Consider the following 17795-nt stretch of genomic DNA (forward strand, 5'->3'; position numbering starts at 1 on the left):
TCTGGCGAGAGGAACGGGCCGGAGATCAAGAACCTACCACCGCAGCCACCGCCTCCCGATGAGCGCGCCGATCCCTGCCACTAGCAGGATCGCCGGGACGTGCCAGGCCGTGATGTAGAGAAGTGACGGCTCGGGGCAATGCAGCACATAGAGCGTCGATGTGATCCCTGCCGCCATGAAGCCTGCCGCTGCTCCTTGAAGCGAGGGATTGGCCGGGGCTCCTCGTTTGAGCACCCAAAAGGCTGCCAGGAGAATGGGGAGCGACAGGCTTGCAACCAAACCAAAACAGCGCAGCGGATCCTGCCCCATGAGCCGCGCCTGCCAGGATGAGGCGGGCTGCTGCATGAGCTCGATCGCGACGCCGATGAGCAGCACGAGGAGCGGAAAGGCAAAAGCCGCCATGTTGATGCGTGCTTCGGGATGCAGCATGCGAAGGGAGAGATAAAAGCCCAAGGCGGCAAGAATGACAGCGGCCGCGATGGTCACCGCATTCGCAAGAATGAGCCCATGCGCCAAATGCGGATTCGGCGCGAGAAGCAGAGCGATCATGCTGCCGACCAGAAGACCCGACAGCCCGATGGCGATGAGCAATTGCCGGCTCGGCGGATGACGATGTTTCGCGGCCGCATCAGGCAAATCCTTGGCGAGCGCGCGGATCAAGTTCTCCGTTTTCATGAGGTGCCTCCGAGCTTCCTTGCCAGCGCCGATAATCCACGATGCAGCGCGACGCGGACCGCGCCTTCACTCATCCTGAGCCGCTGCGCCGCTTCACGGATGCTGTTTCCATCGAGCGCCAAGGCTCGCAGCACCTCGCGCTGTCGGCGAGGCAATCGATCCAGAAACGGGCCGGCTCCTCCGATGATTGTTGGTTCCGGCTCCGGCGACGGCAAGAGTTCGGCCACGCTTTCAAGCGGCAGATTGGCCGGCTTTCGGTTCTTGCGCGCATGATCGAGCACCTTGTGACGTGCGATCGCCCGAACCCAGGGCACGATCGGACGCGTCTCGTCCCAGGTTTCCCGCTTCAGATGAATGGCCAGCAGAGCCTCCTGCAAAACGTCCTCTCCATCGCTGATGCTCAGACCAAGCCGGGACAGATCGGAGGCGATGACACGCCGCAAGGGGCCGGTCATCTGCTGGAGCAGATGCGCATAAGCCTCGGCGTCGCCGCGATTGGCGGCGCGCATGGCATCCGACCAGGCTTGCTCGTGTTCCGTCACACGATCCTCTTTTCCTCTTCGTGGCCGGATACGCTTCCGTTACAGCGCAATGCTTCACAAATAGGCGGCGTCACAAAAACGTGAAGCCCGTAACGATCCATCCTCTGCCTGCGAATAAGCCCTTGGACGACCGCGGCGGCAGAGCCGGAGCGGCGAAAAGATCCGTAAACGACAGCGGGGGACCTTCATCCCATGAAAGGATCTCGAATCATGAATCGCTCTCACATGCTCGCGGCTACTCTCGTCCTTGGCCTCGTTTCGACAACTGCAGCTCTGGCGCAATCAAAGCCCACATCGGATTCCATGAATGCCCCTGGCCAGGGCAAGCGTGTTCGCATCACCATCGAGAATCTGACCACCAGCCAAACCCTGTCGCCGCCCGTCTTCGTCAGCCACAATTCCAAAGCGCCGCCGCTTTTTAAGGAGGGCGAGGAAGCCTCCTTCGGCCTGATGCGCATTGCGGAGGAAGGGAATGCGGGTCCGCTTCTCTCGTCCGTGGTCACGAAGAATATCGGCGAGGAATTCGGCGCCGTGGGTTCGGGAACAGCTATCCTGCCGGGCCAGAGCCGCGTGGTGGAACTCGAGGTCACCCGTGAGTTTCCCATGGTCTCCGGAGCGACCATGCTCGTGATGACCAATGACGGCTTCACCGGCATCAACGGCGTCAATGCCTATGAGCTGAGCGCACCGCGTCGCATGGACCTGATGGCTTACGATGCAGGTACCGAGAAGAACAACGAGCGCAAGTCGCATCTCATTGCGATGATGGGAACCGAGCGCGACCCTGAGAACGGCAAGGTTGAGATGCACACCGGTATTCGCGGCGATGCGGATGCTCCGGCCGATTGGAAGTTCGACCCGTCGAAGCCTGTCGCCCGCATCACCCTCACGCCGCTCGCCGGCATGGAGGCAACCGGCTCCGTCAATCGCCGCAACGACGGCATGATGAAGCCGGACACCATGATGCAGAAATAACCGCGCTCATCTGGCCTCCGCTCAAAGTGGAGGCCAGATGCCGTCAGACATTCAGCCGCTTGCGCCATGCCTTCGGCGCGGTGATGCTGCCGAGGCCCAGCCACTCGGCCATCAGGCGCAGCTCGTCGCCGAGCGCGGGTGCGATCTCCTCCGGCGTGACGGATGCTTCCGGATGGATCGAGTGCACGATGAGGTTACCCTCCACGCGGTCGGCTTTCAGATCGACGCGTGCGACGATCTTTTCGCCGAGCACGAAAGGCAGGCAGTAATAGCCGAATTCGCGCTTCTCGGCGGGCGTGTAGATTTCGATGCGATAGTGGAAATCGAACAGGCGCTCCGTGCGCGTGCGCTCCCAGACGATGGGATCGAAGGGCGAGACGAGCGCGCGCGCCTCGACGCGGCGCGGCATCTTCGCCTGCGGGTCGAGATAGACCGGCCCGCTCCATCCTTCGACGATGACGGGAACGAGATCGCCTGCTTCCACGAGTTCCGGAATGCGCGCCTTCGCATCCTGCGGACTCAAGCGGAAGTAATCGCGCAGGCAACGCTCGGAGGCGATGCCGAGCGCGCGGATGGAACGGCGCAGCAATTCGCGCTGCGCCTCCTTCTCGTCGGGCGTCGGCTTATCTAAGACCTCGGAGGGCAGCACGCGCTCCGGCAGATCGTAGATGCGCTCGAAGCCGCGCCGCGTGGCGGTGGTGACCTCGCCCGCCCAGAACAGCCATTCGAGCGCGCGCTTGCCGTCGCTCCAGCCCCACCAGGAGCCCTGGCCCTTGCCGCCGATGGAGAGCTCGCCCGCGCCCATGGGGCCGCGCGTCTCGATCTCTTTGCGCACCTGTTCGATGAAGGCGCGCTTCTCCTTGCCGAAGCGGGCAAGCCCGCCATAGGTGCCTTCACCCTTCGCGGCCCGCGCCATGCGCCAACGGAAATGCGGATGCAAGTCGAGGGAGATCAGCGAGGCCTCGTGGCCCCAATATTCGAAGGTTCCGCGCTTTTTCGGATGATAGGCGATCGTCTTGAGCAGGTCGCGGTTATAGGCCCCAAGCCGCGAGAAGAGCGGCATGTAATGGGCGCGCACCAGCACGTTCACCGAATCGATCTGCAGCAGATGCGAGCGCTGCAGCTGACGCTTCACATGGCGAAGATTGGCGCCGTCCGGCCGCGCCTCGTGAAAACCTTGGGCGGCAAGGGCAATGCGGCGGGCCTGGGCGAGGGAGAGCTTGGTGCGAGGTGCCATAGCGCGAACAATACAGGAACAGTAATTCTTTGCATCAGGAGGCTGCAACGGGCCAGGCTTTGCCGGGACGGAACCTGTGGATCATCTCGTGTTTAGCTTTGTCACCAGCCAGAATGCATATCTGCTCTGCGCCGAAGAATGAGGCAAAACGAATCCGGTTCCTCTAGATGCGGCTTCCGGATTCTCGAAGGACCCCTATGGATCAGCCAGCCCATCACGCCACCGCCCCGGCCCTCAGCCATGCCGAGATCCGCATCATCATCATCGGCATCATGCTGGCCATGCTGCTGGCGGCCCTCGACCAGACCATCATCGCCACCGCGCTGCCCACCATCGGGCGCGAGCTCGGCGATCTGGAGCATCTGCCCTGGGTGGTGACGGTGTATCTGCTCACCTCGACGGCGGTGACGCCGCTCTACGGCAAGTTCAGCGACAGCCATGGCCGGCGCGTCACCATGCTCATCGGCATCGTGGTGTTCATCGTGGGCTCCATTGCCTGCGCGATGGCGCCGAACATGCTCGTGCTCGTTCTGGCGCGCGGGTTGCAGGGCATCGGCGGCGGCGGCCTGGTCGCGCTTGCGCAGACCATCGTGGCCGATCTCGTGCCGCCGAAGGAGCGCGGAAAATACCAGGTCTATTTCGCCAGCGTCTTCATGTCGGCGAGCCTTCTCGGCCCGGTGCTCGGCGGTTTCTTCGCGGAGCATCTGCACTGGTCTGTGATCTTCTGGATCAACCTGCCGCTCGGCCTCATCGCGCTCGCCATCACGTTCCACACCTTGAAGAAGCTGCCGCGTCACCACAGGCCGCACAGGCTCGATCTACTCGGCGCTTTGCTGATGGTCGCGGCAACCGTGTCGCTGCTGCTCGCCTTGAGCTGGGGCGGCCTGCGCTATCCGTGGTTCTCCGCCCCCATCATCGGCATCGTGGCATTCTCGCTTGTGCTGTGGGTGCTCTTCGCGCTGCGCATGAAGCTCGCGCCGGAACCGCTGATTCCGCCGGGCGTGCTGCACAATCCGGTGGTGCGCATGGGCGTGCTCTCCGCCTGTTTCGGCATGGGCACCTATATCGGCCTCACCATCTACCTGCCGGTCTATTTCGAGGCTGTTCGCGGCCTCTCGGCATCTTTGTCGGGCCTCGCGCTCATTCCGCTCATGGCGGGCACCGTCTGCGGCGCCACCATCTCCGGGCGCAGCATGACCAAGGCGAAGCATTACAAGCGCCTGCCCATGGGCGGCCTTCTCGTCGCGATGGTGGCCACAGGCGTTCTCGCAGCCTTCGCGCATACTCTCTCGATCACGCTGGTCGAGGTTCTGCTCGCCGTCATCAGCATCGGCCTCGGCACCCTTCTCCCCGTCTCGACGGTGGCGATCCAGAACGCGGTGAAGCCGCATGAACTCGGGACTGCTACGGGCACGGCGAATTTCTTCCGCTCGCTCGGCGGCGCGCTCATCGTCGCCATCTTCGGCGCCATCGTGCTCAGCGGCTCGGGACTTTCGAGCGCTGGAAGTTTCGAGACGCTGGCGCACACGGCGGCGCAGAGCGGCGTCGATCTCGCCGACATCTTCGCCTATGTGTTCGTGGCCGCCATGGTGGGCTTCGGCCTTGCACTCGCCTTCCTCGTCGCCATGAAGGAGCTGCCCCTGCGCGGCAGCGCCGTGAAGGCGGCGGAAGCGGCGATTGCCGATTGACGATCCTCAAAGCCGCTGCCGGATGAGAATCCAGGCGGCGGCAAGGGCGATCAGCAGAATCAGGACGATTCCCGTCGTCTCGAAGACGGTTTCGGCGCGGTCCGTCGCCGCTGGCGTCGGGCGTGTTTCCGCTTCTTCGCCGAAAGGGGAGCGCTCGCCCATCGCCCTGAGGGGCGGCGGGTCCGAGTCCCGGCCAGAATCGGGCAGGGCAGAAGGAAAAGCGCCAGAAACCAAGGGATTTGCGAGCATCGTTCCCTCCTCGGGCTTCCGAGAAAGATCGCGGCCTTGCCTGTCAATGGCTGGGAATTAGGGTTGTTTCCATCGAACCTGCGGCCTCATGCCTGGGGATAGCTGAGCCAAGCTGTGGAGGATTGCACCTTTTCCGGCACTTTCGCGAGCTTTGCCGTGTTAGGAACCGGGCAGTTTTTAAGAGCCTGCAAGAGGGAGGCTGATGAAGGTCGGCATCGACATGGGAGTGACGTCCTCCGCACCCGGCGGAGGCCAGAGGGCCGAGCTCAATCTGGAGGAGCTTCTGGCGACGCGTCTGCTCGTCCAGGGCAATTCCGGCTCCGGCAAGTCGCACCTCCTGCGCCGCCTTCTCGAGCAGAGCGCCAATCTCGTGCAGCAGGCCGTCATCGATCCCGAGGGCGATTTCGTCACGCTGGCCGACAAGTTCGGCCATGTGGTGGTGGATGCCTCCCGCTCCGAGGGCGACATTCAGCGCATCGCCGCCCGCGTGCGCCAGCACCGCGTGTCGGTGGTGCTCTCGCTGGAGGGCCTCGACGCGGAGCAGCAGATGCGCTGCGCCGCCGCCTTCCTCGGCGGCCTCTTCGATGCGGATCGCGATTTCTGGTATCCCATGCTCGTGGTGGTGGACGAGGCGCAGCTCTTCGCGCCCGCCGCCGCAGGCGAAGTCTCCGACGAGGCGCGTAAAGTCTCGCTCGGCGCGATGACGAACCTCATGTGCCGTGGACGCAAGCGCGGACTCGCGGGCATCATCGCGACCCAGCGTCTCGCGAAGCTCGCGAAGAACGTGGCGGCGGAAGCCTCGAACTTCCTCATGGGCCGCACCTTCCTCGACATCGACATGGCCCGCGCCGCCGACCTGCTCGGCATGGAGCGCCGCCAGGCCGAGATGTTCCGCGATCTCGAACGCGGACACTTCGTGGCGCTCGGCCCCGCGCTCTCGCGCCGTCCGCTTCCCATCCGCATCGGCGAGGTGGAAACCTCCACGCGCTCCGGCACCTTCAAGCTCATGCCGCTCCCTGAGCAGCAGAGGGAAGACGCGCGCGATCTCATCTTCACCGCGAGCGAGGAAGAGATTGCCGCCCGTCCCGTCGTGCAGCGCCGCGCGCCGCCTCCGCCGCCCGCGCCCTCCACCAACGATCTTCTGGCGCAACTCGCGCGCACCCGCGCTGCCGCAACGCCTGAAGCGCCGGTCGAGGCGACGGAAGAAACCAAGGCCGAGCGCGAGGCCGCGCTCGATGCGATCTTGCGCGAAATTCTCGACGATCCCGAAGCCGCCTTCCGCTCGGTCGCCGTTCTGTATCAGGATTTTCTCGTGCGCTGCCGCATCCGCCGCGTGTCGGGCGAGCCGTTGAACCTCAACGCCTTCCGCCGCCGTCTTGCTGTTGCGCGCGCAGGCGTCGACACTGCCACCGCCGAGGGCACCGAATGGGATCGCGCGGTGGCCTTCGCAAACGATCTCGAAGAGGACATCCAGGGCGTCTACCTGCTCCTCGCCCGCGCGGCGATGGAGAATTCCGCCTGCCCACCCGACGGCGAAATCGCCCGCGCCTGCGGCAGCCGTTCGCCGGGCCGCGCGCGCCGCCTCATCGCCTATATGGAAACCCGCAACATCGTCGTCACCCGCAACGACCCGCGCGGCCTGCGCATCATCGCGCTGCCGGATTTGGGTTGGGAGACAGGCCCCGGCGATCCGAACGCGTTCGAGGAGCCGGTGGCTTCAGCGGCTAGCGGGGATTTGTTTGCGGCGGGGTAGGTCGCGATGTCATTGAGGGCGCAAAGGCCTTAGATAAACTTTCATCAAGAATACACAGGGCACATGCTTAGTGCGCCCGCCAATAAGACTGTTCTAGTCTTGTGGATAGCTACCTTGCTTCATCTATCTTGATACAAAGGTGCTGCTAGTCTTTTGATTAGCGTTGCGAGGGATTTATGTCAGAAGAGAATTCTCCCGTATTCACTAATGTAACGGGTTTTTCCATTCAGCAGTCTTTGCGTGGGTATGATTTCGATGTCGATACCCTTCGTAGACTTTATCGGAATTTGTCACGCGTACTCGCGGAACATGCAGATTCTATCGTCAAAGGTCTCTCAAAGCCTGATGATGAAACGCAGGAAGAATGGGAAGTTCGAAAGCAAAGATTCAGAAGAGAGGCATTTCGAGTTACAGTCAGTGTGATATCTGATGACGGCGCAAATCATTTCGGTGACGATATTTCCATCTTCGACGCACTTAATATGCCGAGAGTAGTTAAGACTGTTTTTTACACGAACAACACAGCATATAAGGCCTTAGTGGGCACGGATGTACCAGATAAATTTGATATTCTGATTGACTTTTCAAAACCCCCCTTGCTTGACTGGTCGAACTTGCTCTCTGCTCCAACGCCGAACAACAGTAATGTTTCGGTTTCGAGCTTCAACTCTATGTTCAAAAATACAATTTTATCAGAAGTTATTAGCTCCCTTAGCGCTAAAAGAAAGTTATCTAGCGCCTTTCATCAGGCATTCATTTACGACGCGTTTTTGTATTTTGCAGCAGTTCCATACGCGTTTTATCTGACATCAAAACTATCGAATAGTGCGTGGATAAAGACCTATCCAATTGAGTGGAGGGTCCCTTTATATGTATATGCATTTTTGCTAATCGCCTCTGGTTACAGGTTTTTGTTTTCATATTTTAAGTGGGCATTTCCTATCAACACTCTCAAAGGAAATGATGACGCTTCATCAAAGCACCGAGGGTTTTTCACTTTTATAGTGGCGGCTTTATTGGGGGCGGCAGTGTATGATGCCGCAAAATGGATAATCGCAATCTGATTATCTTTCGTCATTTACATCGCTTGTTTCATAGCGAGACTTTGAAACGCCCTAAGTTAAAGAGAAAATAGCCCATGCAAAACGATCCCCTCAGCCTCGATGAAATCGCTCGTCGCGTCGACGCGAAGGCGTCAGACTATACCGCTTTGAGCGACCGCATTTGGGCGACGCCGGAATTGGCGTTCGAGGAGCATCGGTCGGTGGCGGAGCAGATTGCGATGCTGGAGCGCGAGGGGTTTCGCATCACGAAGAATGCGGGTGGCATGGCCACCGCGTTCGTTGCGGAATACGGCAAGGGCGGTCCCATCGTCGGCATTCTCGGCGAGTTCGATGCGCTGCCGGATCTCGCGCAGGTCTCGGGCGTGACCGAGCACAAGCCGACGCAGAAGGGCACGCCGGGCCATGGCTGCGGGCACAATCTTTTGGGCGCGGGCTCCGCGCTCGCAGCGGTTGCGTTGAAGGATGCGCTGGAATCTGAGGGCATTGCCGGCACCGTGCGCTATTACGGGTGCCCTGCGGAGGAGAGCGGATCGGGCAAGACCTTCATGGCGCGCGAAGGGTTGTTCGACGATCTCGACGCCGCCTTCTGCTGGCATCCGGAAGTGGTGAACGAGGTGCAGAGTTCATCCTCGCTCGCCTGCATCCAGGCTTATTTCCGCTTCACGGGCCGCCCGTCGCACGCGGCGGCATCGCCGGAGCTCGGGCGCAGCGCGCTCGACGCGGTGGAGCTGATGAATGTGGGCGTGAACTACATGCGCGAGCACATGCCCTCGGATGCGCGCGTGCATTACGCCATCACCAATAGCGGCGGCAATGCGCCGAACGTGGTGCAGGGCTTTGCGGAATCGCTCTATCTCGTGCGCTCACCCCATCTGCCGGATGCGGAGCGTCTGTTCGAGCGCGTGAAGAAGATCGCGGAGGGCGCGGCCCTCATGACGGAAACGTCTGTCAAGGTGCAGATCACGGACGCGACCTCCAACGTGCTGCTCAACAGGGCGCTGCAGGAAGCCATGTTCGAGAACATGAAGCGTCTCGGCGGTCCGGGCTTCGATGCGCAGGACCGGGCTTTCGCCGGAAAAATCCAGAAGGATGCGATCACGTCCGAGGATATCGTGGCGAGCATCAAGCATCATGACATGGCGCTGAAAACGGAAGTGCTGCACGACGGCGTGCTCGCCCTGCCGACCCGGGAGGACGTGATGATGGGCTCCACCGATGTGGGCGATGTGAGCTGGATCGTGCCCACCGTGCAATGCCACACGGCCTGCTTTGCCATCGGCACCCCGTTCCACACCTGGCAGCTCGTGGCGCAGGGCAACCTGCCCGCCGCCCACAAGGGCATGGTGCTCGCCGCGAAAGCCATGGCGGCAACGGCGGCCGATTGCCTGCGCAACCCCGATCTCGTCGCCCGCGCCAAGGCGGAGCTGAAGGAGCGCACGGGCGGGCGCAAATATGTCTGCCCGATCCCGCCGGACGTTACGCCCGACGACCTGCGCTCTGCGGCTTGAGGCGCGCACAGGTTTTCCCTCTTTAGGGCGGAGAGGCTGGGTTTATGTGAGACTTGTCCGAGTGAAGCGCAGTCCCACCTCTCCCGTGCGGGAGAGGTCGACGCGCTTCAGCGCGGCGGGTGAGGGATGCGCGTTATCCGGAAAGACCTGTAACCCCTCACCCTAGCCCTCTTCCATCGCAAATCGGGTGTTCCCGACTTGCGCAGGCAAAACTGATCTCGGGAACACCCGAGATCAGGGAGAGGGAGTATGCTGTAGCGGCCTTCATGCTTTGCTGAAGAACGCGCATTGCTTTGACTTTCAAGTTCTGCCTTCAGTTCTTACAATCTTGCGCCTAAGCAAAGTTTCCTTGGCGCTTGGCGGGGTCGCGCTTGCGCAGCCGCAAGCCTATCTTCCGGTCAACCTCATGGAGACAGCCATGCAACTGACCGGAATTCATCATCTCACCGCCGTCACCGCCGACGCGCCCCGCAACCACGATTTCTACACGAAGGCGCTTGGCATGCGCCTTGTGAAGAAAACCGTGAACCAGGACGATGTGAGCGCCTATCACCTGTTCTACGCGGACGGGAAGGCCTCGCCCGGCTCCGACCTCACCTTCTTCGACTGGCCCGTGGGCCGCGAGCGCCGCGGCACGCACAGCATCTCGCAGACCGCCTTGCGCGTGAATGGCGGCGCTGCCCTGGGCTGGTGGAAGGATCGTTTTGCTGCCCTCAACATCGCGCATCAGGACATCAAGGAACGCAACGGCCGCCTCGTGCTCGATTTCGAGGATTTCGAGGGCCAGCGCCTGAGTCTCGTGGATGACGGCGGCAAGGGCGAGGCGCATCCGTGGGAGCGCAGCCCCGTGCCCGCGGAGTACCAGATCCGGGGCTTAGGCCCCATCACCATCAGCGTGCCGAAACTGGAACGCACCGCGCGGGTGCTGACCGAGGCGATGGATATGCGCGAGGCGGGCGAATACCGCATCGGCGACACGCCGGTGCATGTGTTCGCCATGGGCGAGGGCGGTCCTGCGGCGGAGCTGCATGTGGCCGTGGAGCCGGGCCTTCCTTTCGCGCAACAGGGCGCAGGCGGCGTGCATCACGTGGCCTTCCGCACGCCGAACGAGAAGACCTATCAGGAATGCTGGGAGCGGCTGCAATCCCTGCGCGCGCCGTCGAGCGGGCCGGTGGATCGCTATTACTTCCAGAGCCTCTATTTCCGCGAGCCCAACGGCATCCTGTTCGAGATCGCCACCGACGGGCCGGGCTTTGCCACCGACGAGCCCATGGACAAGCTCGGCGAGAGCCTCGCGCTGCCGCCCTTCCTGGAGCCGCGCCGGGCCGAGATCGAGGCTGGCCTGAAGCCGCTTTAAGGCCTCGCGCCGTTCAACATTGATCGGATCATGACGTGAGCCGTCCCGCCCCAAGGGTGAGGCGGCTTTATTGCGTTCGACTCAAAAAGACCGCCGATTGACCTGGAATGATCGGGCTCTATTAAGTATAGTAGCAGGGAATATTCATAGTTATATCGTAACAATTAGCTCTCTAGTGCCGGTTCTATTTAAATAAAGTTTTACCCGGCTCTGCAAACGTGTGTAACTACTGATTGTTACGATGGGGCAGATCATGTTTTTTACGGAAGCGAAGACCTTTCTCGTAAGCGCGTTCATTGCGCTTGCGGCCTTAGGCAGCACAACCCTTGCACAAGCAGCTCCGCTTCCGGCGCCGAAAGGCAGGCCGATCCTCACCGTGTCCGGCAAGATCTCCACCACCAACAAGGAGAATGCGGCAGAGCTGGACCGGGAGATGCTTGAAGGCATGGGTATGGAGTCATACACGACCTCCACGCCCTGGTATTCCGCCCCGACGAAATTCGAGGGCGTGCCCCTCGCCAAGCTCCTGGAGCGGCTCGGTGCCTCCGGCCAGACCCTCACGGTGGTGGCGCTCAACGATTACAGCAGCGACATCCCGGTCGAGGACATCAGGAAGTACAAGGTGCTGCTCGCGGTCAAAGTGAACGGCGACTACATGTCCGTTCGCGACAAGGGGCCGCTCTTCATCATCTATCCCTTCGACACCGATCCCGAACTGCAGCACCAGACCTATTACGGTCGCTCCGTGTGGCAGGTCTCCAAGATCGTCGTGAAGTAACGGGTCCCGAGCGCTCGGAGAAATTGCTTGTCGCTGCGCACGCTCAAAATGGTGCTTGCCGTCGTCATCGCCGGCTTCATCGTGTCGGCCGCCTATATCTCGATTCTCATCGTCGAGCGGCAGGAAATTCTCCGGCACGTGGCGCGCTACAACACGCCCTGGCATGCCGCACAGGCCGTGCACGAGTTCACGCGCCTCGAGCAGCGCCTGAGCGCTTTCCTGGCGCAGGATCCGTCCGTCGACAAGGATGAGGTGGGGCTGCGCTATGACATCGTCGTGAGCCGCAAGAACCTGATCTTCGCAGGCGACTTCAGGGAATTTCTCTACTCATCTCCGGAATGGCTGGAAACCGCCCGGGAACTCGATGCGGTGCTGACCAGGATCGAGCCTCTTATCGACGGTCTCGATAAGCCCGGCGCCGCGATGGAGGCGCTGAAAGCTCTGGAGCCCTTGGAGACCAGGCTCGCGGGATTGGCATCGGCGGCGAACCACTATGGCGGGCAACGGGCCGAGCAGGATCAGCACGATCTCATTCGCCTGCACTGGATGTTCTCGAGTTTGGCTGCGGGCCTCATCGTGTTCGGCCTCGTGCTTCTCGCGCTTCTAGGCTGGCATAACAGGCTGCTCGAAAAAGCGCATACGGAGCTTCGACTCTATGCCGACAATTTCGAGAGCATCTCCTTAAAGCTCGAGAAGACCAACAAGGCACTCAGCAGCGCCTATGAGGAGCTGCAGCTGCGCAACGAGTCCCTGCAATCGCAGGAGCATGAGCTCAGAACACAGAACGAGCGCTTCGACGCCGCGCTCAACAACATGTCGCACGGGTTGTGCATGGTGGACGGCTCCGAGAGCATCGTCGTCTACAACGCGCGCTTCGCGGAGCTTTTCGGCATCGACAAGACGGTGCAGTTCGGAGTGACGCTGAGCTGTCTCGTCGCGCAGGCGGAGGCGAACAACTGCAAGGGCGCCGAGCCGCTGCGGCAGATCGCGGCCGAGCAGCAGGAGCTCATGCGCAAGAAGCAGCAATTCGCCTTCATCCACGAGCAGCCGGGCGGACAGACCTACGCCATCTCCCACCAGCCCATGTTCGACGGCGGCTGGGTGGCGACCTACGAGGACATCACGGAGCGCCGGCAGGCGGAATCCCGCATCGCCTACATGGCGCATCACGATGCGCTCACCGATCTTGCCAACCGCGTGCTCTTCCGTCAGCAGATGGAGCACGCGCTGGAAGAGAGCGCACGCGAGCGGTTGAAGATGGCGGTGCTGTGCCTCGATCTCGACCGCTTCAAGGACGTGAACGACTCGCTCGGCCATGAGACCGGCGATTCTCTCCTCAAACTCGTCGCGGATCGTCTGCGCGGCTGCCTCCGACAGCAGGATATGGTGGCGCGCCTCGGCGGTGACGAATTCGCCATCCTGCAGCTTGCCATCGACGACCAACAGGATTGCGCGTCTCTCGCGACCCGCATCGTGGAGGCGATCAGCATGCCCTACGATCTCGACGGCCAGGAGATCGTCATCGGCACCAGCATCGGCATCGCGGTTGCGTCCGAGGGCAATCTGTCTCCCGACCAGCTGCTCAAGCAGGCGGATCTGGCGCTCTACCGCGCCAAGGCGGATGGACGCGCCACCTTCCGCTTCTTCGAGCCGGAAATGGATGCGGAGCTGCAAGCACGCCGTTCCGTCGAGACGGATCTGCGCAAGGCCTTGGCGAACCGCGAGTTCGAACTGTTCTTCCAGCCGCAGGTGAATGTGCGCGCCAACGAGATCAACGGTTTCGAGGCCCTGCTGCGCTGGCAACATCCCGAGCGCGGCCTTATCTCGCCCGGCGACTTCATCCCCATCGCGGAAGATATCGGGCACATTGCGGCCATGGGCGAATGGGTTCTCGAACAGGCCTGCATGGCTGCAACCGCTTGGCCGAAGCACATCAAGGTTGCCGTCAATCTTTCGCCCGTGCAGTTCCGCAACAGGAACCTCGTGCAGAGCGTGAGCCGCGCGCTGGCGCGCTCGGGCCTTGCGCCAGATCGCCTGGAGCTTGAAGTCACCGAGACCGTGCTGCTGCAGGACAACGAGCTGACGGTGGCGACGCTGCACCAGCTGCGCCGCATGGGCGTGCGTATCGCCATGGACGATTTCGGCACCGGCTATTCGTCGCTCAGCTATCTGCGCAGCTTTCCCTTCGACAAGATCAAGATCGACAAGAGCTTCGTGCGCGAGATGTCATCCCGCGCGGATTGTCTGGCGATCGTGCGTTCCATCGCGGGCCTCGGCACAAGCCTCGGCATGTCCACCGTCGCCGAGGGCGTCGAGACGGAGGACCAACTCCTCCAGGTAACGGCCGCCGGATGCACCGAAGTGCAGGGCTTCTATTTCGGGCAGCCGAAGCCGGCTTCCGAGCTGACTTACACGCTCAATTCGTTCAAGCGCACGGCTGAAGTGGCCTGACGTGCTCGACTCCTCTCAAGACCATATCCCGGAGACAAAGCGATGAAGACCTATTGCGAGTTCACGTTCGAAGCGGCGCATTCCGTGCATCCCTATTCGGGGCTGCATGGGCACACCTTCATCGCACGCCTTACCTTCGGCGGGCCCGTGGACGAGGTCTATAACTGGCCGGTGAATCTCTACGATGTCGAAAACTACATCAGGGAGCTGAAGGGCGATCACCACGGCTCCGGGCTCGACCACACCAATCTCGATCTCAAGCAGAACGAGATCGGCCTCGCCTCGCTCGAAAACATCACGATCTACATCTGGAAGAAGGTGAAGGAGCGCTTCCCCAATCTCGAGGAAGTGGAGCTTAAGCGCGGCCTGACGGGATCGTCCGAGGGCTGCATCTATCGCGGCGAGCCGCTGACGAGCGCAAGCCTCGCAGCCTGAATAAAAAAGCGCCTGGAGTCTCGCGAGACTCCAGGCGCTTTTGTTTTCATGAAGTGACTGATCAGTTGATGCCGAAGGAATAAGACACGGTCAATCCGAGGCCGAATTGATGTTCGGAGCCGAATTCCCGCACGATCGGGCTGTCGGCCGCATCGCCCACCAGGTGCTTGTAGGACACGAAGGCGGTCGACGACCATTGCTCCGACCACTTGTAGGAGGCGCTCGCAAGCGCCCCGACGGAAGTGATGCCACCCGATGGGCTGTAGGCCTCGACCTGTCCGTTCAGCGCAGCCTCGAGCGGCGTCACACCGAAATAGGTTTCGGTGAAGTCGTCGTCGCCCAGCGACAGGCGTGGGCCGGCGGAGACGGTGAGTGCGCCGAAGCTCTGCACCACATCGAGGCCGAGATCGGCCACGAAGCCATGGTGCCCGTTGACGCCGTGACGAAGTTCGGCGCGAGCGCGCAGGAATTCCACGGGCCAGTATTCCACGAAGACACCCGGCTCCAGCGCCCAGTCGATCTTTCTGAGACCGATCAATTCTTCGTTGTCTTCATAATAGCGTCCGCCCTGGAAGCGGCCGACGACGCCGATGCGAAACGCGGAATCGTCGAGGAAGGAGAAGCTCAGGCCGTCATCAGGAGCGCTGAAGCGCTCGACCGTGCCGACGCGGCGGAAGCTCAAGGACGGATAGCCGATGAAGCCCATGTCGTCGGCGCCGGGATAGGTCGGCCGCACGCCCACATTCGCCTTGAGCGTCACGATCCAGCCGGAGGGGAGGGCAGGCACCTGCGTGAAGGTGGGATCCGCCGCCATAGCCGAGACCGACGCCGAGCCTGCAAGCAACAATGTGGCAAGAGCGAGAGATTTCGGAAAGCGCATCGTTTGTCACCTTGTGCGAGGATTAGACAATCTCTCGTGACGGTAAATGCAGGAGAGGTCAAGTCACAGAACAGGAACACTCCGATTGAGGTCAAGGAGGAGTGAACGTGAGATCGCAGGAAGAACTTTTCATCGGCTCGGGCGATTAACCATGAAATGATGAGGAGCGGTTTCCTTGACTTTGATCGCCAGCGGCCGTCCGCAACCTGACGAGTTCTACCCTAAGCCGCCTCCCACGGAGCCGGTGCCCACCATGCCGATTCCACCCGAGACGCCGGTGCCTCCGGTGCCGCCCGGCGTGCCGTCATCGATGCCCGAGCAGCCGCCGGAGCCCGACAAGCCGGTCGCGCATCCGATGCCCCCGCCCGAAGTTCCTTAAACCAGCAGACTCGCGGCGAAGCGCGCGCAGACGAGCAGCAGGAAGATACCGAAAGCCACTTCCAGCCGGCGCTTCGAGAGACGATGCGCGAGGCGCGCGCCGACGGGCGCCATCCAGGTGCTGGTGGGAATGAACAGCAGAAGACCGAGCAGTGAGACATAACCCAGCGCCAGCGGCGGCTGGAATGCCGTGACATTCGGATAATCCGCCATGTGCGGCCAGCCCGCATAAATGTAGCCGAAGAGGCCGGGGATCGAGATCAGGATGCCGAGGCCTGAAGAGGTCGCCACCGCTTGATGGATCGGGCGGTTGTAGAAGGTCATGAACAAGTTGGAGAGCTGGCCGCCGCCGATGCCCATGAGCGCCGAGAGCACACCGATGAGCCAGCCATAGGCCACCATGATGGGCTTGGCGGGCATGTCGAGGCCGAAGCGCCAGGTATCCTTGCCGAAGAGCAGACGGATCGCCGAGATGCCGGCCACCACCACGAACACGCCCTTGAACAGATCTGCCGGCGCGAAACGCGCGATGACGCTGCCCATGATGACGCCGACCACGACCGGCACGGCCCAGACCTTCAGGATCGACATGTCCACCGCGCCCTTGGCCCGGTGCGCGTTGAAGGAGCGGATCGAGGTCGGCACGATGATGGCGAGTGATGTGCCCACGCAAAGCGGCATGCGCACCTCGTCCGGCACTTCGAGGAAGCGGAAGAGCTCGTAGAGGATCGGCACGGCCACCGCGCCGCCGCCGACACCGAAAACGCCCGCGAGAAGGCCCGTGATAGCCCCGGCTGCCAGAAGAGCGACAATGAGCCAGGCCAGATCGAAGAGGGGAATACCGAACATGAGACGATCACCAGGAGAGGGGCGAGAAAATGCCAGCTCCAGGGTCATCGGACGTTTGGGGTGATAAGGCAAGAGGCCCTTAGTCGGAGGCCTCTGCCTGTCAGTGCATGGCTATACGGCGCTTTCGACACGCAGGTTGTTCTGCACGTGCCGTACGCCGGAAGCGAGTTCCGCCAGATCCTCGGCACGATGCTTGAGGCCGCGGCTCGCGACCGTGCCGGATAGCGTGACCTCGCCGTCCTTCACCGCGACCTCCACGTTGGAGGCATCGATGAAGCGGTCTTCCGTCAGGCGTTCGCAGACATCCTCATGGATGCGTTCGTCGGAGCGTTTGTAGCCCTTCGGACCACGGCCGCGATGAGGCCCCGATCGGTCGCGTGTATCGCTGAGATCGGGATCGTTTGGGTCGCGATCACCCAAGGCTCCAAGCCCCGAGCGGCGATAGGCATAACCCGGCGCAAATCCTTCGTCGTCTGGCGGGCCGCCGTGACCATCCTCAATCACGCCGCCGTGGAATTCATCTGCGTCTCTGCCGTAGCCGCCGCGAAAGCCCACGGCACCGCTCGGAGCGTTGCTGTTGCCGTTATCATCTCGGGAGAGGTTGCGGTTCCTGCGCCGGGTATCGACCATGGCTTTCAGCTCCTGCTTGTGCCATGAGCAACATCTCCATGTGCCTGTGGTTCCGTTCATGAAAGCAGCTCAACGCATCAAGCTCTTCGAGAGCATCTTTGCCCGCGACGGCGGGCGCTGCGTCTATTGCGGCGTGGAAACGCACCGGCTCGCGAAGGGCCTGAGCCGCTCGCCTGCTCTCGCGACGCTCGACCATGTGCTGCCGCGCTCTCAAGGTGGCCCGCTTACGCCTGCGAATCTCGTTCTTGCCTGCCAAGCCTGCAACAACCAGCGCGGCATCATGGATGCGGACGAGTTCCGCGCGCTCAAGCAGCGGCAGCCTTTGTCCTGATCGCGGAACGCTCCC

At 61.9% G+C, this 17795-nt stretch carries 18 protein-coding genes; 11 read left to right on the forward strand and 7 right to left on the reverse strand.

Annotated features, from left to right (window positions below; genetic code table 11):
* Positions 1-33: 33 nt before the first annotated feature.
* Together MJ639_RS05690 and MJ639_RS05695 are read right to left on the reverse strand one after the other, a co-directional pair.
* Positions 34-675, reverse strand: a complete 642-nt coding sequence (locus MJ639_RS05690; protein WP_243369339.1) for an NrsF family protein — start codon at positions 673-675, stop codon at positions 34-36.
* The gene (locus tag MJ639_RS05695) at positions 672-1217 is read right to left on the reverse strand and encodes a sigma factor-like helix-turn-helix DNA-binding protein (RefSeq protein WP_243369340.1); all 546 of its coding nucleotides are present in this window, start codon (positions 1215-1217) and stop codon (positions 672-674) included. The genes MJ639_RS05690 and MJ639_RS05695 overlap by 4 nt, the downstream gene beginning before the upstream one ends.
* A 210-nt stretch (positions 1218-1427) precedes the next feature.
* Here MJ639_RS05695 and MJ639_RS05700 point away from each other — a divergent pair, with 210 nt between their 5' ends.
* The gene (locus MJ639_RS05700; protein ID WP_243369341.1) at positions 1428-2192 is read left to right on the forward strand and encodes a spondin domain-containing protein; all 765 of its coding nucleotides are present in this window, start codon (positions 1428-1430) and stop codon (positions 2190-2192) included.
* Between the two features lie 43 nt (positions 2193-2235).
* Here MJ639_RS05700 and MJ639_RS05705 read toward each other — a convergent pair whose 3' ends face one another.
* Positions 2236-3429 (reverse strand): winged helix-turn-helix domain-containing protein, encoded by a 1194-nt coding sequence (locus tag MJ639_RS05705; RefSeq protein ID WP_243369342.1) that lies wholly within the window; start codon positions 3427-3429, stop codon positions 2236-2238.
* A gap of 197 nt (positions 3430-3626) precedes the next feature.
* Between MJ639_RS05705 and MJ639_RS05710 the strand changes: the two genes are divergently transcribed.
* A complete protein-coding gene (locus MJ639_RS05710; RefSeq protein WP_243369343.1) occupies positions 3627-5117 on the forward strand; it encodes an MDR family MFS transporter in 1491 nt (496 codons plus the stop codon).
* Between the two features lie 6 nt (positions 5118-5123).
* Here MJ639_RS05710 and MJ639_RS05715 read toward each other — a convergent pair whose 3' ends face one another.
* A complete protein-coding gene (locus MJ639_RS05715) occupies positions 5124-5366 on the reverse strand; it encodes a hypothetical protein (protein WP_243369344.1) in 243 nt (80 codons plus the stop codon).
* A gap of 202 nt (positions 5367-5568) precedes the next feature.
* Here MJ639_RS05715 and MJ639_RS05720 point away from each other — a divergent pair, with 202 nt between their 5' ends.
* The 7 genes from MJ639_RS05720 to MJ639_RS05750 all read left to right on the forward strand — a co-directional run bounded on the left by MJ639_RS05720 (position 5569) and on the right by MJ639_RS05750 (position 14712).
* On the forward strand, positions 5569-7119 hold the full coding sequence (locus tag MJ639_RS05720; protein ID WP_243369345.1) for a helicase HerA domain-containing protein: 1551 nt from the start codon (positions 5569-5571) through the stop codon (positions 7117-7119).
* 176 nt (positions 7120-7295) lie between these two features.
* Entirely contained in the window at positions 7296-8183 is an 888-nt protein-coding gene (locus MJ639_RS05725) for a hypothetical protein (RefSeq protein WP_243369346.1), read from the forward strand.
* 74 nt (positions 8184-8257) lie between these two features.
* A complete protein-coding gene (locus MJ639_RS05730) occupies positions 8258-9691 on the forward strand; it encodes a M20 family metallopeptidase (RefSeq protein WP_243369347.1) in 1434 nt (477 codons plus the stop codon).
* A 418-nt stretch (positions 9692-10109) separates the two neighbouring features.
* Positions 10110-11048: a ring-cleaving dioxygenase gene (locus MJ639_RS05735; RefSeq protein WP_243369348.1), complete on the forward strand. Its 939-nt coding sequence runs from the start codon at positions 10110-10112 to the stop codon at positions 11046-11048.
* A gap of 253 nt (positions 11049-11301) precedes the next feature.
* Positions 11302-11826 (forward strand): putative pterin-binding protein, encoded by a 525-nt coding sequence (locus tag MJ639_RS05740; RefSeq protein WP_243369349.1) that lies wholly within the window; start codon positions 11302-11304, stop codon positions 11824-11826.
* A gap of 27 nt (positions 11827-11853) precedes the next feature.
* Positions 11854-14277, forward strand: a complete 2424-nt coding sequence (locus MJ639_RS05745) for a putative bifunctional diguanylate cyclase/phosphodiesterase (protein WP_243369350.1) — start codon at positions 11854-11856, stop codon at positions 14275-14277.
* Between the two features lie 42 nt (positions 14278-14319).
* Entirely contained in the window at positions 14320-14712 is a 393-nt protein-coding gene (locus tag MJ639_RS05750; RefSeq protein ID WP_243369351.1) for a 6-pyruvoyl trahydropterin synthase family protein, read from the forward strand.
* A gap of 61 nt (positions 14713-14773) precedes the next feature.
* On the opposite strand, the gene MJ639_RS05755 is transcribed toward MJ639_RS05750, so the two are convergent.
* On the reverse strand, positions 14774-15592 hold the full coding sequence (locus tag MJ639_RS05755) for a MipA/OmpV family protein (protein WP_243369352.1): 819 nt from the start codon (positions 15590-15592) through the stop codon (positions 14774-14776).
* A gap of 175 nt (positions 15593-15767) precedes the next feature.
* Between MJ639_RS05755 and MJ639_RS05760 the strand changes: the two genes are divergently transcribed.
* A complete protein-coding gene (locus tag MJ639_RS05760) occupies positions 15768-15971 on the forward strand; it encodes a hypothetical protein (RefSeq protein ID WP_243369353.1) in 204 nt (67 codons plus the stop codon).
* Here MJ639_RS05760 and MJ639_RS05765 read toward each other — a convergent pair.
* Complete coding sequence (locus MJ639_RS05765) at positions 15968-16819, reverse strand: sulfite exporter TauE/SafE family protein (protein ID WP_243369354.1); 852 nt, start codon at positions 16817-16819, stop codon at positions 15968-15970. The genes MJ639_RS05760 and MJ639_RS05765 overlap by 4 nt on opposite strands.
* Before the next feature lie 111 nt (positions 16820-16930).
* Positions 16931-17509, reverse strand: coding sequence for a BON domain-containing protein (locus MJ639_RS05770; protein ID WP_243369355.1), 579 nt, complete (start codon positions 17507-17509; stop codon positions 16931-16933).
* Between MJ639_RS05770 and MJ639_RS05775 the strand changes: the two genes are divergently transcribed.
* A complete protein-coding gene (locus MJ639_RS05775; protein WP_243369356.1) occupies positions 17508-17780 on the forward strand; it encodes an HNH endonuclease in 273 nt (90 codons plus the stop codon). The two genes, MJ639_RS05770 and MJ639_RS05775, sit on opposite strands and share 2 nt — an antisense overlap.
* The last annotated feature ends 15 nt before the right edge of the window (positions 17781-17795 follow it).

The organism is Microvirga solisilvae (assembly GCF_022808595.1).
GTDB lineage: Bacteria > Pseudomonadota > Alphaproteobacteria > Rhizobiales > Beijerinckiaceae > Microvirga > Microvirga solisilvae.

Coding starts and splice junctions, on each gene's coding strand:
- MJ639_RS05750 (WP_243369351.1), top strand. CDS start 14,320: ATGAAGACCTATTGCGAGTTCACGTTCGAAGCGGCGCATTCCGTGCAT.
- MJ639_RS05775 (WP_243369356.1), top strand. CDS start 17,508: ATGAAAGCAGCTCAACGCATCAAGCTCTTCGAGAGCATCTTTGCCCGC.
- MJ639_RS05720 (WP_243369345.1), top strand. CDS start 5,569: ATGAAGGTCGGCATCGACATGGGAGTGACGTCCTCCGCACCCGGCGGA.
- MJ639_RS05770 (WP_243369355.1), bottom strand. CDS start 17,509: ATGAACGGAACCACAGGCACATGGAGATGTTGCTCATGGCACAAGCAG.
- MJ639_RS05765 (WP_243369354.1), bottom strand. CDS start 16,819: ATGTTCGGTATTCCCCTCTTCGATCTGGCCTGGCTCATTGTCGCTCTT.
- MJ639_RS05690 (WP_243369339.1), bottom strand. CDS start 675: ATGAAAACGGAGAACTTGATCCGCGCGCTCGCCAAGGATTTGCCTGAT.
- MJ639_RS05740 (WP_243369349.1), top strand. CDS start 11,302: ATGTTTTTTACGGAAGCGAAGACCTTTCTCGTAAGCGCGTTCATTGCG.
- MJ639_RS05710 (WP_243369343.1), top strand. CDS start 3,627: ATGGATCAGCCAGCCCATCACGCCACCGCCCCGGCCCTCAGCCATGCC.
- MJ639_RS05735 (WP_243369348.1), top strand. CDS start 10,110: ATGCAACTGACCGGAATTCATCATCTCACCGCCGTCACCGCCGACGCG.
- MJ639_RS05705 (WP_243369342.1), bottom strand. CDS start 3,429: ATGGCACCTCGCACCAAGCTCTCCCTCGCCCAGGCCCGCCGCATTGCC.
- MJ639_RS05755 (WP_243369352.1), bottom strand. CDS start 15,592: ATGCGCTTTCCGAAATCTCTCGCTCTTGCCACATTGTTGCTTGCAGGC.
- MJ639_RS05730 (WP_243369347.1), top strand. CDS start 8,258: ATGCAAAACGATCCCCTCAGCCTCGATGAAATCGCTCGTCGCGTCGAC.
- MJ639_RS05700 (WP_243369341.1), top strand. CDS start 1,428: ATGAATCGCTCTCACATGCTCGCGGCTACTCTCGTCCTTGGCCTCGTT.
- MJ639_RS05715 (WP_243369344.1), bottom strand. CDS start 5,366: ATGCTCGCAAATCCCTTGGTTTCTGGCGCTTTTCCTTCTGCCCTGCCC.
- MJ639_RS05725 (WP_243369346.1), top strand. CDS start 7,296: ATGTCAGAAGAGAATTCTCCCGTATTCACTAATGTAACGGGTTTTTCC.